The 15,633-nt window shown below is 72.1% G+C and carries 10 protein-coding genes and 1 pseudogene; 5 read left to right on the forward strand and 6 right to left on the reverse strand.

All coding sequences use genetic code 11. The annotated features are described in order from the left end of the window. The first annotated feature begins 191 nt into the window (after positions 1–191). The 4 genes from ACFYX4_RS21170 (at position 192) to ACFYX4_RS21185 (ending at position 4,325) form a co-directional block, all read left to right on the forward strand. The gene (locus ACFYX4_RS21170; protein WP_389335251.1) at positions 192–1,406 is read left to right on the forward strand and encodes a spore photoproduct lyase family protein; all 1,215 of its coding nucleotides are present in this window, start codon (positions 192–194) and stop codon (positions 1,404–1,406) included. Between the two features lie 33 nt (positions 1,407–1,439). Beyond that, complete coding sequence (locus tag ACFYX4_RS21175; protein ID WP_389335916.1) at positions 1,440–1,973, forward strand: AAA family ATPase; 534 nt, start codon at positions 1,440–1,442, stop codon at positions 1,971–1,973. A gap of 257 nt (positions 1,974–2,230) precedes the next feature. Beyond that, positions 2,231–3,541, forward strand: coding sequence for a hypothetical protein (locus ACFYX4_RS21180; protein ID WP_389335254.1), 1,311 nt, complete (start codon positions 2,231–2,233; stop codon positions 3,539–3,541). Between the two features lie 172 nt (positions 3,542–3,713). Further along, positions 3,714–4,325 (forward strand): class F sortase, encoded by a 612-nt coding sequence (locus ACFYX4_RS21185; protein WP_389335257.1) that lies wholly within the window; start codon positions 3,714–3,716, stop codon positions 4,323–4,325. A 102-nt stretch (positions 4,326–4,427) separates the two neighbouring features. On the opposite strand, the gene ACFYX4_RS21190 is transcribed toward ACFYX4_RS21185, so the two are convergent. Together ACFYX4_RS21190 and ACFYX4_RS21195 are read right to left on the reverse strand one after the other, a co-directional pair. Further along, a complete protein-coding gene (locus ACFYX4_RS21190; RefSeq protein ID WP_389335260.1) occupies positions 4,428–5,987 on the reverse strand; it encodes a mucoidy inhibitor MuiA family protein in 1,560 nt (519 codons plus the stop codon). A 7-nt stretch (positions 5,988–5,994) separates the two neighbouring features. Further along, positions 5,995–8,178 carry a DUF4139 domain-containing protein gene (locus ACFYX4_RS21195; RefSeq protein ID WP_389335263.1) on the reverse strand — a complete coding sequence of 728 codons (2,184 nt, stop codon included), beginning with the start codon at positions 8,176–8,178 and terminating at the stop codon, positions 5,995–5,997. 204 nt (positions 8,179–8,382) lie between these two features. Here ACFYX4_RS21195 and ACFYX4_RS21200 point away from each other — a divergent pair, with 204 nt between their 5' ends. Beyond that, entirely contained in the window at positions 8,383–9,735 is a 1,353-nt protein-coding gene (locus tag ACFYX4_RS21200; RefSeq protein ID WP_389335267.1) for a M20 family metallopeptidase, read from the forward strand. A 102-nt stretch (positions 9,736–9,837) separates the two neighbouring features. On the opposite strand, the pseudogene ACFYX4_RS21205 reads toward ACFYX4_RS21200, so the two are convergent. The 4 genes and pseudogenes from ACFYX4_RS21205 to ACFYX4_RS21220 all read right to left on the reverse strand — a co-directional run. Further along, positions 9,838–10,820: pseudogene (locus ACFYX4_RS21205) on the reverse strand (ribulokinase); the annotation flags it as partial. Positions 10,821–11,074: 254 nt separating this feature from the next. Continuing rightward, positions 11,075–13,633 carry a CBM35 domain-containing protein gene (locus tag ACFYX4_RS21210; RefSeq protein WP_389335270.1) on the reverse strand — a complete coding sequence of 853 codons (2,559 nt, stop codon included), beginning with the start codon at positions 13,631–13,633 and terminating at the stop codon, positions 11,075–11,077. A 118-nt stretch (positions 13,634–13,751) separates the two neighbouring features. After that, positions 13,752–14,606, reverse strand: coding sequence for a carbohydrate ABC transporter permease (locus ACFYX4_RS21215; RefSeq protein ID WP_389335273.1), 855 nt, complete (start codon positions 14,604–14,606; stop codon positions 13,752–13,754). Then, positions 14,603–15,556 (reverse strand): carbohydrate ABC transporter permease, encoded by a 954-nt coding sequence (locus tag ACFYX4_RS21220; protein ID WP_389335282.1) that lies wholly within the window; start codon positions 15,554–15,556, stop codon positions 14,603–14,605. The genes ACFYX4_RS21215 and ACFYX4_RS21220 overlap by 4 nt, the downstream gene beginning before the upstream one ends. Positions 15,557–15,633: the final 77 nt, after the last annotated feature.

Below are 15,633 nucleotides of genomic sequence, written 5' to 3' on the forward strand. Positions count from 1 at the left end.
GCCCGGGGCGGGGGGCGGGGGGGGGGCGCGGGCGGCCCGGCCCGCCCCCGCGCCCCCCCCCCCCCCCCCCCCCCCCCCCCCCCCCCCCCCCCCCCCCCCCCCCCCCCCCCCCCCCCCCCCCCCCCCCCCCACGTCCGGCCCGATCAGCCCCGTTCCGCACCGCGTCCCCGCAGCCTCACCCCGGAGCGTCCATGCACCACCCGTCCGCCGCCTCGGACGACGGCTCCGACACCCTGTTCGGCCTCGACGCCCTCAGTCCCGGACCCGCGGCGCAGCCTGCCGACCGAGCCGCGGACCGACCCGCCGACGGATCCCGCCACCGACCCGCCTTCCGCGACTCCGCCGCCGCACGACGCCTGCTGCCGGTGCGGGAGATCTACGCCGAGCCCGCGGCAGCCGCCTCACCGCGCGGCCGGCAGATCATCGCCCGGTTCCCCGAGGCGCGGATCGTGGAGGTGGAGTCCCACTGGGGCATCCCCGGGCTGCACGGCAACGAGGGCAACGTGGCGCGGTGGGCGCGCGTCAAGGGGGAGACGATCGTGCTCGGCGAGCGGAAGTCGCCCAGCACGCGACCCAACGGCCGGTCCGCCGACTGGATCGCGCCGGGGGCCTCCAACGGCTGCGCGATGGCCTGCGCCTACTGCTATGTGCCGCGCCGCAAGGGATACGCCAACCCGGTGACCGTCTTCACCAACATCGACCGGATCATCGCCCACATCGGACGGCACATCGCCCGGCAGGGCCCCAAGCGTGAGCCCAACCAGTGCGACCCCGAGGCCTGGGTGTACGACATCGGCGAGAACGGCGACTGCTCGGTGGACGCGCTGATCTGCGACAACACCGCGGATCTCGTGCACGCCTTCCGGCAGTGGCCGACGGCCAAGGCGTCCTTCGCCACGAAGTTCGTCAACACGGACCTGCTGGCGCTGGACCCCCGCGGCCGGACCCGCATCCGCTTCTCGGTGATGCCCCCGCAGGACGCGCGGCTGCTGGACCTGCGCACCTCACCGGTCGCCGACCGGATCGCCGCCGCCGCGGACTTCCTGGACGCGGGCTACGAGGTCCACTTCAACCTCTCTCCGGTCGTGATCCGCCCCGGCTGGGAGCAGGCCTGGACGGAACTGCTCTCCCACCTCGACGACGTCCTGCCGGACCGCGTGAAGCGCCGAGCAGCCGCCGAGGTGATCATGCTGACCCACAACAGGGACCTGCACGAGGTCAACCTCGGCTGGCACCCCCGCGCCGAGGACGTCCTGTGGCGCCCGGACCTCCAGGAGACGAAACGCTCCGAGAACGGCGCCCTGAACGTCCGCTACGAGACCCGCACCAAGGCCCACTCAGTGAACCGCCTCCGCGAACTGATCACCACCCACACCCCCTGGCTCCGCATCCGGTACGCCTTCTGAGCCCGGTCGGTTGTCGGTAGCGTGATCGGCGTGATGGTGGGCACCGGAGAGACTCGGCTGGTCGTGCTGCGTGGCAACAGTGCTTCGGGGAAGTCGTCCGTCGCGGCCGGGATCCGTGAGAGGTTCGGGCGTGGGGTGGCGTTGGTCGGTCAGGACAATCTGCGGCGGACCGTGCTCCGTGAGCGGGATCTGCCGGGGGCCGCGAGCATCGGCCTGATCGATCTGACGGCCCGTTATGCGCTGGACGCCGGGTATCACGTCGTCGTCGAAGGCATCCTCTACGCCGACCGTTACGGCGACATGCTCGCCCAACTGTGCGCTGATCACCGGGGTTTGACCCACGCCTACTACCTGGACGTGCCCTTCGCCGAAACCGTCGTCCGGCATGCCACCAAGCCGATCGCCGGCGAAGTCAGTGAGACGCAACTGCGTGGCTGGTACCGGTCGCGCGACTTGCTGCCGGGCGGCGTCGAGACAGTGATCGGCGCGGACAGCGCGCTGCACGAGACGGTCGACCGCATCATGCTCGACACCGGCCTCGCCCATCTGCCGGCACTGGACCGCTGACGGGTTCCTGGCGACCTCGACGTCCAAGCGTCCGAGTGTCACGGCGTCGAAACCGTAGACACATCATGGCAGTTCAGCGGCCCCTCATGGCTGTCACAGATCTGTTGCATGGAGCGGACAAATCCGCCTCACAAGATCCATAAGTTTGATCGTGCAGCCGGCCACACGCCCCGACTCTCCGGGTTTCAGTGAAGGCGGCATGCGGCTCTTTCACGCACTCTCGCTTCTCTCTTCTCTGATCTCGACCTGGAGTCGTCATGCGTCGTTCGTTCCTTCGCACCGCCATCACCGCCGCCGCTCTAGGCGCCGCGGTCCTCACCCCGACGGCCGCCGCCTACGCGGCCGATGACGCACCGTCAGCCACGACCGGCAAGGGTGAACTGGTCGACACCAAGACCCTGTTGGATGGGCTGACCGGCAAGGTCTACAAGCTCGGCGAGCACACCTACGCCGCCGAGATCTCCAAGGGCGGCTCCGTGCTGGGCACGCTGAACGCCACCAGCGGCTCCGCCACGATCGTCAAGCAGTCCCGCACCTTCGGGAACGTCCAGGTCGTCCTCGCCTCCGACGGCAGCCTGACCTCGCACCGCAGCGAGCCCGGCGACTCCCTGGGCGACCTGGTGGGGACGCACACACTCCAGGGCGGTCTCACCGCCCGCGTCTACAAGACGAATCCGGGGCTGTACCAGGCCACCGTCCACGCCAAGGGCACCGGCGCCGTCCTCGGCAAGCTCCAGGCGGGCACGTCCGGCGGCGCCGCCGCGTCGGACACCAAGGTCTTCGACGGCGTGCGCGTCACCCTGCGCTCCGACGGCAAGGTCACCAGCGAACTGGTCGACGACGGCAACGGCACTCTCCTGCGCACCGAGACGCTGTCCGACGGCTCGATCCTCAAGGTGTACCGGGTCAAGGGCGAGCACTACCGCGCGCAGAACATCGTCGACGGCCGCGTCGTCTGCACCCTCGACGCCACGAACAAGTCCGTCGCCTGCCGGCGCGGCAGCGCGTACATCGTGCTCACGCCCGGCGGTCAGACCTACCACTGGTCGGGGAGCACCGTCAGCGGCGGCAAGCTGGGCCTGTACAAGCTGCCGAACGGCAAGCTGGTGAAGCTGGTGCGCCAGAACGGCGTCTACGGACTGGACGCCTACCGGGACGGTGTGTCGATCGGCGTCATCTGGGCCAAGAACAACCGCCCGGCGGTCGGCCAGGACGACGTCACCCTCGCCGTGATCAACCCCGACGGCAGCTTCAGCAACCACATCCTGGGCGGCGGCAAGCAGGGCCCCGCGGTGTACATCGGCGCCGGTGACGGCACGAAGCCCCCGACCGACCCGGCCGACGGCACCCCGCAGCCCGGCACGGAGCAGACGGGCGGCGGTTCGCAGACGGGCACCCAGACCACGACGACGCAGACCACCGTCGTACCGAAGGGCGGTGTGGCCGCCGGAGCGGAACTGTCCACGGACGGCGACCACTCGGTGCTCGTCGCCTCGGCCGCGGGCGCCGCCGCGATCGCGGCGGCCGGCCTCGGTTACGTGGCGGTCGCCCGTCGCCGTACCGACTGACGTCCCGCACCACGCCCATGGTCCGGCCGGTTACGCACCATCGCCTCCCTGTGCGCCCGGCCGGACCATGGGCGCGGCACGCCCTGCCGTGCCGCCCCGACCGCACCACCTTGCCCCCCGCCGCGCCACCGGCGAAGCCCGCCCGTTCCGTATGCCCGCCCAGGAAGGCCAGATGTCCCAACGCCGCATCACCGCCGCGCTGTTCACGCTCCTCGCCGGAGCCGCCCTGCTCGGGTGCGGCAGCGATCAAGGGTCCGTGTCGTCCGCGCCGCCGGCACACGTGCGCCCCACGACCGCCGCGCCGACGCTCCCGGCCGCCGCCGTCCGGCCCATGGTCGCGTCCAAGCCCGTACGGGTGCGGATCGCCTCCGCGGGCGTCGACACCGGGCCCGTCCTGGAACTCGGCCTGGCCGCCGACGGCACGGTCGAGGTTCCCTCGGTCGCCCAGGCGGATCGCATCGGCTGGTACGACAAGGGAGTGACCCCCGGGGAGACCGGCCCCGCCGTCCTCATCGGTCACTTCGACACCGACAAGGGCCCGGCCGTGCTGAAGAACGTCGCCCGGATCAAGGCCGGCGACGCCATCACCGTCTTCCGCGCGGACGGCACCACCGCGGACTTCCGGGTCCGCGAAATAGAGCAGGTGAGCAAGAAGGCCTTCCCCACGAAGAAGGTCTACGGCGACACCACACGCCCCGAACTGCGCCTGATCACCTGCGGAGGCGACCTCACGGACGGCCACAGGCCCGACAACATCATCCTGTACGCCGACCTGATGACCTGATGACCTGATGGCTTGGCGGCCTGACGGAATCTGTAGAAGGAAGACCCGCTAAGCCCCGTTCACGGCCTCGCCACGGCTGCCGTTCCCGCCTGAGGAGTGACCTCAGAGCCCCGTCACCTTGGAGCTGGCCGACACCTCGTAGACCAGGGTGACCGTTCGGTGGCCGTCGGGAGGCAGGACGACGTCCCAGCGGGCGATGCCGTCCGCGTCGACCTCGGCGGGCGCGGGCGAGCAGGCTTCCTTACGCAGGCGCACCTCCACCGCCGAGACCTCGGAGACCGGGACGCGCTCCCGCACGGTCACCGTCCGCTCGTCCCGCTCCCCGGGAGCCGAGAACCGGGACAGGTGCAGCCGGACCGTGTGGGTGGTCACGCTCCGCTGGGTCAAGCCGGCGGAGGCGTGGGACTCCTCGGCGTGCCGGATCACCCGGTAGTCGTCGCGGCTGCCGAAGGCGAGCTCGACGGGGGCGCCGGGGGCGGCGAAGTCCAGTGCGCCGCGGCCACTGAATCCGCTCCCGCGGACCAGGTCCACAGGACCGGCGAGCAGGGCGTGACCGGACAGGTTGTCGAACCGCGCCGCCTGGGTGACCAGCGGGGACAGCTCGGGTGCGCACACGTACTCGCTCCTCGCCGTCGTGCTGAAGGAGGAGAGCGGCACCCGGTGGGCGCGGCCGTCCGCGGGCACGGAGATCGGCGCGGGGGATTGCAGCACCCGTGCCTCGCCGCCGTCGGCCAGCCCCGGCAGCCCGAGCACCGGGGCCGGGCCGAGGTCGCCGATCTCCTGCTCGCGCAGCTCGACGTCGACCGTGCGGCGCTCGGCGGCGGTGCGGTCCTTGAGCGTCAACCGGTCCTCGCGCAGCCGCGGCGGCTCGGAGGCCAGCGCGGACCGTGCCGTCGACAGCGTCAGCCGGACGTCCGACCAGTCCTCGCCGGTGCGCTGCCAGACCATCGCGTCGGTCTCCAGCGTCAGCCGGTCGCCGTCGAGCACGGCCCGGTAGGCGGGCCGCCACACCGCACACGAGGTGAGGTGGGTCAGACGCAGCCGCACGGGGCCGTCGGCGGCGGCCTCCACGGTCAGCTCGACATGCCCGACCAGCTCGGCGGGCTCCTGCTCCGAGAGGTCCAAAGCCTGCCGCGCTTCAGCGAGTTCGTCTTCAATGGATGTCAACCGGCTCTGTGCGTCGTGCAGTTGCGCTTCGGCCGACTCGCGTTCGTCGTCCACACGGTTCAGTTCGCGTTCCCAGCGGGGGCCTTCGGTCTCCCCGTAGCCGGCGCCTTCGCCGATCTCCCGCAGCAGATCGGCGGCGAGGCGGCCGAGCAGGTCCAGACGGGACGTGATCCGGTCGCGACGCCGCAGGAGGGCGAACTCCTCCTCTTCGAGAGCCTGCGCGCGGTGACGCAGGGCGGAATCGTCGTCGGCGGGGCGCGGCCCGCGGGGCGTCCAGGCGCGGACGATCCGGGCGTCGAGCACCGTCGCGGCGTGATCGGCGGTCAGCTCGGCGTGGAGAGTGCGGTCCACGGCCAGCGCGCTGACGGGACCGAGCCGCAGCCGCTGGACTCCCGCCCTCAGGTCGAGCACGACGGCTCGCTCGACGTGAGCGCGGTCCTCCAGACAGGTGACGGCGGTGACGGGGAGGGCGATCGGCTTCGGGGCCGTGGACATGGTGGTGTCAGCTCCTGCGGTTGCCGCCGACCAGGGCCTTGCCGGCCGGGATGCGGATCTCGTAGCCGCCGTCGAGGGCGGTGGTCCCGCCGGCGGGCAGGTCCACCCGCCAGACGCGGGTGCCCGGGGCATGGCGGTCGGGCCCCGTCCCGTCCTCGGGCGCGGTCCAGTCCGCGCGCTCCTCGATGCGGACGTCCGCTTCGGAGGTGACCGGCACCCGCTCGCGCACCTCGACGGCGACGGGCCGCGCGAGCCGGTTGGCCAGCTCGACATGGACGCGGTGGTCCAGCACGGTGACGTTGTTGCGCAGGCCCGACGTCGACTCGTCGAGGGTCGTACGGCGCGTGACCCGGATGCCCTCGGCCGGCCCGAGGCCCACCCGGCGCACACCGCCGGGAGCGAGCGTGGGGAGCGCGGCGGTCAGCAGGAAGTCGTCGTCGACGGTGACTTCCACCGGTCCGGCGAGCAGAGCCTGGTCGGTGGCGTTGGAGAGCACCAGCGTCGCGTACACCGTCTCCTCCACGGACGGCGCGCACAGGTACTCGGTGCGCAGACCGACCGGGATCTCGGCGACGGTGACGGTGTGCCAGGCGCCGTCGGAGGGGATGTCGGTGCGGGCCGCGGCGTCGAAGCGGTGATCGAAGGAGCCCGCCGACTCGCGGGGCCGCACCGCGTGTCCGGGCAGCGGCAGCGCGGCGACGGCCTCGGCGCGACGGCGGTACTCGGACGCCACCGGGTCGTAGGGCGTGTCCGGGAACAGCCGGCCCCTGCGGTCGGCCTGCTCGTCCGGGCCGGACAGGGCGAGAGCGGCGTAGTCCAGCTCGCTGCTGCTCGGCTGCGGTGGGCCGGGCACGGGCGGCGGAGGCGGCGGCGCGGCCAGTCCGGAGGCCGCGGGCGCCTTGGCCGAAGGAGCGGCGCCGGGCGGGCCGCCGACGGGAGGACGACCGCCCGTCCGCGCACCGCCCGGCCGGGCGGGGGCGGACCTCTGACGGCCGGCGAAGGCGGCCTGGTCGGGCGCGGACCGCTCGACGTCGGCGAAGGCCGCAGGGGCGGCCCCGGGCGCGGCGGGCATGGCGGGCGGCGCGCCGTAGACCGGCGGCGACGCATACGGCGGCGGTGCCGGGGACGCGGCGAGCGGCGGTGGTGGCACCGGCGGCGACGGAGCCGAAACCGGCTCCGCGACGCCGCCCACGCCGCCCACGCCGCCCACGACGACCGCGACGTGCGCGAGGCTCGCGGCGGGACGGGTGCCCGCCGCGTCGTACCCGCTGAACAGGTCGGCGAGTCCCGGCGGAGGCTCGCGCCAGCCGGAAGGCGCGGGCACGGGCTGCCGGCGGCCGATCCGGATCGAGCGCAGTCTCGGCAGATCGGTGCGACGCCGCAGGTCGGCGGTGGACAGGGAGACGAGTACGCCCGTCCAGTCCTCCCCGGTGCGCTGGGCGACCGAGGCGCGCAGCACCAGACGGCCGCTGTCGTCTCCCTGACGGTGGGTGAGACGGTAGGCCGGCGCCCAGACGGCCCCCGGCACGCCGTACTCCACCTCCACCTCGACCTCGACCTCGGCGTCCGCCGCTCCCTCGCCGTGACCGGCGACGTCGAGGGTCAGGACCGCGCAGACCGTGGACCGAACGTGCGCCGACGGCGCGTCGGTGGAGGCGCGGGCGAGCCGGTCCGCGGCGACGTCGAGCTCGTGCTCGACGTGCTCGAGCGCCTCCTCCAGCTCGACGAGGCGAGCGTGCAGACCCGTGAGCCGCTGCTCGACGAAGTCGGCGAGCCCGAGCCAGGCGTCGACGGGAGTCCGGCGGTGCGGATCGTCGCGCTTGCGGGGCGGCGCCACCGGGCGCAGAGCCCTGACCTCCTCGATCCGGCTCCGCTGGCGGTCCCGGCGTCCTCTCGCCGCCGCGCACTCGTCGCGCAGCCGCTCCATCTCACGCCGCAGCCCGCCGGAGTCACCGGATTCCGACGGCTCGGCGTCCACCTCGATCCGGGCCTCGACGACCCGCACGCCGGAAGGACCCAGGACACGCGCCCGCAGCGAGCCCGGATCCATCGAGCGCGGCAGCCCCGTCACCCGCACCCGACCGTCCGCCGGGACACTGCCCCGCGCCAGCCGACGGCAGACCGCGCCCTGCGCGTACACCACGACCGAATCGAGGACAGATCCCCAACTCCGTGCCGACTCGCCCCTCATGCTCAGCCCCCCGCGCGCGCTGTCCGTACCGCACCCCACCCTACGCCCGACGCCGCCGCCTCACCGCCGGACGCCGATCCCGGTCGGCGACGCGTCGCAGGTGTGGATACCCCCACCCCCGAAGGGTGGTTCACCGGATGGGCGGGAGCAGGGGTGCGGGGCGATCGTGTGTACCCGAAGTCCACAGCGATCAAAGGGGAATTGGTGAACCGTTCCGAGGAACACGGTCTGGCGCGCCGTACGTTACTGGCGGCCACGGCGGCGGCGTTGGGCGCGGCGGCGGTAGGGGCAGGCGCGGGGAGCGCAGTCGCCGGCGGCGGGGAAGGGCCGCTGACGCAGGCGGCGGTGGACGCCGAGGCGGCGCGCCTGAGGCATGAACTGATCCAGCTGCGGCGGGACTTCAACGGGCATCCCGAGGCCCCGGGGCTGGAACTGCGCACGGCCGCGGTGGTGGCCCGGGAGCTGAGGGCGGCGGGGCTGACCGTCACCACCGGGGTGGGCGGCCACGGAGTCGTCGCTGTCCTGCGGGGCTCGCGTCCGGGCCGGACGGTCGCCTACCGGGCGGACATGGACGCCGTCCCGCCCAAGGACATCGTCGGGGGCGGCCCCGCGCCGGCACACCTGTGCGGCCACGACGTCCACACCGCCGTGGGCATCGGCGTCGCCCGGGTCCTGGCGCGGCTGCGGCGGCGCCTGAACGGAACGGTGGTCTTCCTCTTCCAGCCCGCCGAGGAGAACCTGTCCGGGGCCCGCGCGATGATCGACGCGGGCGTGCTGGAGCGTACGGCCGTGGAGGAGGTCCACGCGCTGCACTGCGGGCCCCTTCCGGTCGGCCGGTTCGCCGTGACCGCGGGATTCGGGATGCCCGGGCAGGACAAGGCGGAGGTGACGCTCACCGGGCCGGACGCGGTGAACGCCGCGCGGCGCCTGGCCGTCGACATCGGCGCCCTCGCGACGGTGGCCCTCCCCCAGGGCCCGGCGGACCTGGAGCGGCTCATCGCCGACGCCCACCAGCCCGACGGACCGCTGGCCCGCTTCACCGCCTTGCGGGCGACAGCGCGGGAGGCCGAGGTGAACGTCTCCTACCGCTGCTGGCCGCAGGAGCGGTGGGTGCAGGTGCGCGAGGACATCCGCCGACTGACCCTGCCGTACGAAGGGGCCCAAGTACGCTTCCCCGCCGAGCCGTTCCCGGCCATGGTCTGCCCGCGACGCGAGGGACACCTGCTCGCCCACCACCTGCGCCGCACCCTCGGCCGCGACACGGTCACCGAACTCCACGCCGCCTTCCCGCCCTTCAGCGGCGAGGACTTCGCTCTCTTCCTGAACCGGATCCCCGGCACCTACACGTTCCTCGGCGTTCGGGCCCCCGGCACGCCCATCACCACGAGCTACCCGCACTACCCCGACTTCTCCCCGGACGAGCGCGCCATCGAGATCGGCGTCCGGGCGATGGCGGGCTGGCTCGCGACGCGCAGCAACGGGGCGCGCGGTTCTGCCGCGGCGGCGGCCCGGACGGTCACGGGCCCGGCCCCCGACGCCCGCCGAAGTGCTTCGTGACCGAGGCACTTCGGTGGAGCGCACCTCACCGAGGTCGGCCGCCGCCCCGCTCCCGTGACACCCCGCCCGGCGCTCGGAGGCCCGAGTCACCGGGCGGCGGTACTCGCCGACGCCGCTCTGCCCGGCCTCGTAGCCCCACAGGCCCGGCAGGATGCCGCCGTCGACGACGCCGCACATGCCCGGCACCTCGGCCCACTGGTCGGAGCTCATCACATGGCAGGTGGAGGTGCCCATGATGGCCACCATCCGGCCCGGCTCCACGGCCGTGGCGGCCGGCGCGGTCACATGGGCGTCCACGTTGCCGACGCACACCGCGATGCCTTCGGGCAGCCCCGTCCACGCCGCGGCCTCGGCGGTCAACCGGCCTGCCAGATCGCCGAGTCGACCGATCGGATGGTCCAGTTTGGCGGTCACGAAGTCGGCGAAGCCGGGGTTCAGGGCCACTAGGTGGTCCGGCGAGGGGTAGGAGCCGTCCTGGTGCTGGCCCTTGTAACCGGCGGTGCAGGCGTTGCGGACGTACGTCCCGCCCAGTCGCCACACGATCCGGTCTGCGGCCTCGATCCAGCGGGCGGTCAGCCCGTAGATCTCCGGGTCCTCCTCCAGGAGTTGGAGCGCCTTGGCGAACTCCCACTCCGAGGAGATCTTCCCGCCGTAGCGCTGGAGCCAGGGCTCCTTGCGCTCCGCGGCGAGCGCGGTGATGCGGTCGGCCTGGGCCTGCGCGGCGTGGTGCCGCCACAGTTTGACGTAGGCGTGCGGACGCCCGGCGAGCTCCGGCAGTTCGCACAGGGGGGTGCCGTCGGCGAGCACCGGCAGCACCGTGCAGGCGGTGAAGTCGGTCCCGATCCCGACGACTTGCTCCGCACGTACACCGGAACGGGCGAGCGCCTCGGGCACGGCGGTGCGCAGGACGTCGATGTAGTCCGACGGCACCTGGAGGCCCAGTCGGGCGGCAGCGGGGTCCCGTCGGGCAGCTCCCGGTCGAGGACGGCGTGCGCGTAGGGATGCTCGGCGGAGGCCAGCTCGGCCCCGTCGGAGACCCGGACCACTACGGCCCGCCCGGACAACGTGCCGTAGTCGACTCCCACGACGTAGGTGTCGGGGAGGGGGCGCTCCGTGTGCTCCCTGGGCTCCGTGTGCTCCCTGGGCTCCGTGTGCGCCCCATGCTCCGTGTGCTCGGCGTTCACCACCGGACCGCCCTTCTGTTCGGGGTTTCGTACGCCGTTCGCAGGCGCGGATGAGGGTGAGGAAAGCGAAGAAGAAAAGGATGAGGGTGGGGATGGGGATGGGGGTGTGCGCACCCGGCCGGGGCCCGACAGAAGCCCCGGCCGGGTGACGAACGTCAGCCGTTCAGCGGCGCGACGGTCACCTTGTCGACGTCGGGCGCGTACGCCGCGGCGTTGCCGAAGGAGACGGTGTTGACGCCGGCCTTGAGGGTGACCGGGACCGGCAGGTCCCAGAAGTTGGACCAGCTGTAGGAGTTGCGGAACATGACCCTCTGGGCGGTGCCGTTGACGGTGATGTCCGCGGCCCTGGAGATCACGTTGGTGTTGTAGTTGCCGGACCCGGCGACCTCGTTGTTGGCGTAGCGCACGTTCATCACGTAGCGCCCGGCCGAGGGGGCGTTCACCTGGAAGGTCAGCGTGTTGCCGGAGCCCAGGCCGACGTGTCCGACGTACTTCCCGCCGGACGCCCAGGAGTTGGCCGAGACCGACGCGGTGCCGGCGCGGGCGGCGTCCTCGGCCTCGTACGTCGCGACGCCCGTCGTGCTCACGGCGCCGGTGACGCGCAGGTCGCGCAGACTGACGCTGCCGCCGCCCGGGACGGCGGCGGTGATGCGGTTGTTGCCCGCCGACAGGTACAGCCGCAGCACTTTGTCGGTGACCTGGCCCTGCGTGGCGGCGAGCGTCGCGGCCCTGGCCCCGTCCAGGCTCAGGGTGGCCTCGCCGGTGGAGGAGTAGTCGGCGTGCACGGTGTAGTAGCCGTCGGCCGGCGCGTAGACGTCGAACGCCGCCTTGTCCTGGGTGTCCAGTATCAGCGCGCCGGCGCCGCCGGCACCGGCCGCGCTGTAGTCGTACGACGGGGAGCCGCTGATGTCGGCGTAGGTCGCGGGGTAGACGGCGTCCGGGGCGGTGGACGCCGTGACGTCGATCTTGTCGAGGGTGACCTCGTTCGTGCCCTTGGCCAGGGTCAGGGTGTGCCGGCCGGCCGTCAGGGTGACGGGCACGCTCGCCGTGGCACGGTAGGTCCAGTTCAGGGTGGACCCGTAGGTGACGGTCCGGGGCGAGCCGCCGTCGACCGTGAGGGTCTGGGTGGCGGGCCCGCCGGACTGGTTGCCGTAGAAGACGTTCACGTCGTACGTGCCGGTCTTCGGGACGTCGACGGTGAAGGCGACCTTGCTGGTCGCCTGGTTCAGGCTGCCGACGTCCTTGGTGCCCGAGGTGGCGAACCCGTAGGGGTTGGAGACCGAGCCCTGGGAGTAGACCGTGCCGCCGGTGATCGCCGCGCTCTCCGCCTCGTAGGACGCGGACCAGGGCAGGCTCGCCGCTTCGGGCGCGGAACTGCCGGCCGGATTGAGGGTGATCCGGTACGCCGACATGGCGTCCAGGCCGGTCAGCGGCACGGTGACGCTGCCGTTCGCGGCGACGGTGGCGGTCGTCCGGGACACCACGCTCGGCGCTGCGGCGGCCCCCTCGTAGCCGGTCCAACCGGTGCGCTCGACGGTGACGTTGACCTTCGTGCCGAAGCGCTTGGGCACGTTCTTGATCACCGTGTCCACGGTGCCGGACGTGCCGCCGAGCAGGACCTGCGCCTGCCTGCGCCCGGAGTCCAGCGAGGCGATGCCCTGGACGGTGTCGATGGTGTTGGCCTGCGGCGGGGTCAGTTTGACGGTGTCGCCGGTGAGTCCCGCGTACCAACGCAGCAGCCACCAGGTGCCGTTGGGGATGTTGGTCTGCGCGTTGTTGTCGTTGAGGTTGCCGGCGATGTTCCAGTAGGCCTGGTCGGCGTAGACCTTGTTCCGCTCGAACAGGGACATCCACTGGATCATCTGCCCCGGCACGGACTGGTCGCGCCGGTTGCCGTACTCGTTGATGCTGACCGGCAGTTCGGCGATGCCGGCCTTCTTCTCGATGGCGCGGTAGGCGGCGAGGTGGGACTCGAAGTCGGACAGGGAGCCAGGACCGAGCTCGTGCCAGGTCGTGATGTCCGGGAGCACCCCGTTGGCCTTGGCCCACGGGTAGAAGTCACCCATCAGCCTGCCGTCGTAGCGCGTCTCGTTGGGGCCGGCGATCCGGGCGTCGGGGATGATCGAGCGGATCTTCTTGTAGACGGTGGTCCAGTCGCTCTTGAAGCTGTTCAGCGCGTTCGTGTACTTGGTGCTGTCCGAACTGCCCAGCCCCGGATACCAGTTGCCGTCGGGCTCGTTGAACGGTACCCACACGAAATCGTCCGCGTCGGGGCGCGCGGCGACCTTGCGGACCATGGTGTCGACCTTGGCCAGATAGTCGCTCAACCCCAAGTTCTCGTACGGCCACTGGGCGTAGACGTCCTGCATGTAGATGTGGACCTCGCCACCGCCGTTGCGGTCGTAGCCCGCCTTGATCGCGAGGGCGTCCCCGTTGGGGTGCTGCGCACCGTCGGGCGCCTTCTGGATCACGGTGGTCATGTGCAGCGGGGCGACCAACTCGTCGCCCGGGACGCCGTCGTCGCTCAGGCCGTACAGCGTTCCGTTGGCTCCGTGCATGACTGCGCCGGTGCTCTGGGCCAGGTCGACGGTGATCTGCGGGGTGGCCGCCTGGGCGTACGGACCGGTCACGGCCGTGCCGATCAGGGCCGCGGTGACGGTCACCGCCCCCATGAGGAGCCGCGTCTTGCGTGATCTGTGCTCGGTTCGAGGCATGTGTGTCCTCCGCCTCCCGCGTCGCCGCGGGAGGATCGTGGGTGGAACCGGGGGTCCGGGACTGGAGCCGGGGGGCCGGGGCGTGCGGGGACTCACGCCCCGGGCGTCTCGGGCGGGGCTACTTGACGGCTCCGCTGGTGATGCCGGCGACGATCCGGCGCTGGGCGACGACGAACACCGCCACCATCGGCAGGCTCATCATCACCACATAGGCGAAGATGAGATGCCAGTTGTTCAAGTACAGCTGTGCGCTGGCGACTTGGTAGAGGTTGAGCGGGAGCGTGGCCTTCTCCCCGCCGCCGAGCACGAAGAACGCGTAGAAGATGTCGCTCCACGCGAACAGCATCACCATGATCGTGGCGGTGGCGATGACCGGGCGCAGCAGCGGCAGGACCACTTGGAAGAAGACCCGCGCCGGGCCGGCGCCGTCCATGCGCGCGGCCTCCTCCAGCTCCTCCGGCAGATTGCGGATGAAGCCGGTCATGAAGAAGATCGACGTGGACAGGTACATCCCCGTGTAGACCGCGATCATGCCCAACTGGGTGCCCGCCAGACCGATCTGACGCAGCTCCATCACGATGGTGATGACCGCGGGCGGGAGCAGCAGCCCGCTGATGCTCAGCGCGTACAGCGTGCCGGCCAGCCGCCCCGAGCGGCGGGCGAAGACCCAGGCCGCCCCGGCGCCCAGCAGCAGCACGAGCACGACGGAGGGGACGACGACCAGCAGGCTGTTGACGAAGCCCTGGACGACCTTGCCCTGGTCGAAGGTCTGCTGGTAGTTCTCGGCGGCCTGCACCTGGTGCGGCAGGGACAGGTTGGGCTTGATCGCCTCGGCCTGCGGCTTCACGGAGGTCACCGCGACCAGCCAGAGCGGGATGCCGATGGTGACGGCGGCGATCAGTACGACGGCCGTCGGCTGGAGCCAGCGCGGGGCACGTCGGCTCCCGGCGGCGGGCGCGAAAGCGGTGGTCACTGGTTGTTCTCCCTCCGGCGCAGGCCGACGATCACGGGCACGGCGAGGACGACCACGACGAGGAAGAGCACCAGGCTCATCGCGGACGCCTGGGCGTACAGACCTTGGCCGAAGATGCGGAACATGTAGATGTTGAACACCTCGGTCTCGCTGCCGGGACCGCCCGCCGTGGTGGCCTGGACGATGTCGAAGGTGTTCATGGACCCGATCAGCGCGGTGGTCACGTTGAAGGTCACCGCGGGCGCCAGCAGCGGGAACCGGATCGACCAGAGCGTGCGCCAGGAACCCGCCCCGTCGATGCGCGCGGCCTCCAGGACGTCACCCGGCATGCTCTTCAGGCCCGCCAGGTAGATCAGCATGGCCAGGCCCATCCACTTCCAGCCGTGGATGACCGTCACCACCACCAGCGTCCAGGTCGTCGAGCCCAGCCACGGCGTGTCCACGGTGTGCCCCGCCAGCGACGACAACACCCCGTTGAGCGCGCCGTCCTGGGCGAGCAGGGCCCGGAAGATGTAACCGACGGCCAGCGCGGAGATCAGCACGGGCAGGAAGAACACGGCGCGGAAGAACCGGTTGAATCGCGTGTCCCGCTCCAGCAGCAGGGCCAGGCCCAGACCGAAACCGTTCTGGAAGACGGCCACCAGGACCGCGTACACCACGGTGATGCGGATGTCCCGGGCCATCGACCCGTCGCTCAGGATGGTCTCGAAGTTCGACAGGCCCACGAAGCCGATCCGCGGGTGGAACGCCGACCAGTCGGTGAACGGGTAGACGAAGTTCAGCAGGTTCGGCAGCAGGAAGAACACGCCGAGCACGGCGAGCGCGGGGAGCGCGAACCACCACGGGTGGTTGGACTTCCTGCGGCGGCGCTCACGCCGGTCGCGGCGGGGCGAGGCGTCCCGCTCCTTCGCGTCCGCGGCGTCGACGACGTCCCTGGTGGCGGTGTCCACCTCTTACTTACCTCCGGTACGGGCCCCGGGCGCGTCCTGACGGGAGCAGCCCGGGGGACGGGCTGGCGGAAGGGGGC

Source organism: Streptomyces sp. NPDC002328, from assembly GCF_042890065.1.
Lineage (GTDB): Bacteria > Actinomycetota > Actinomycetes > Streptomycetales > Streptomycetaceae > Streptomyces.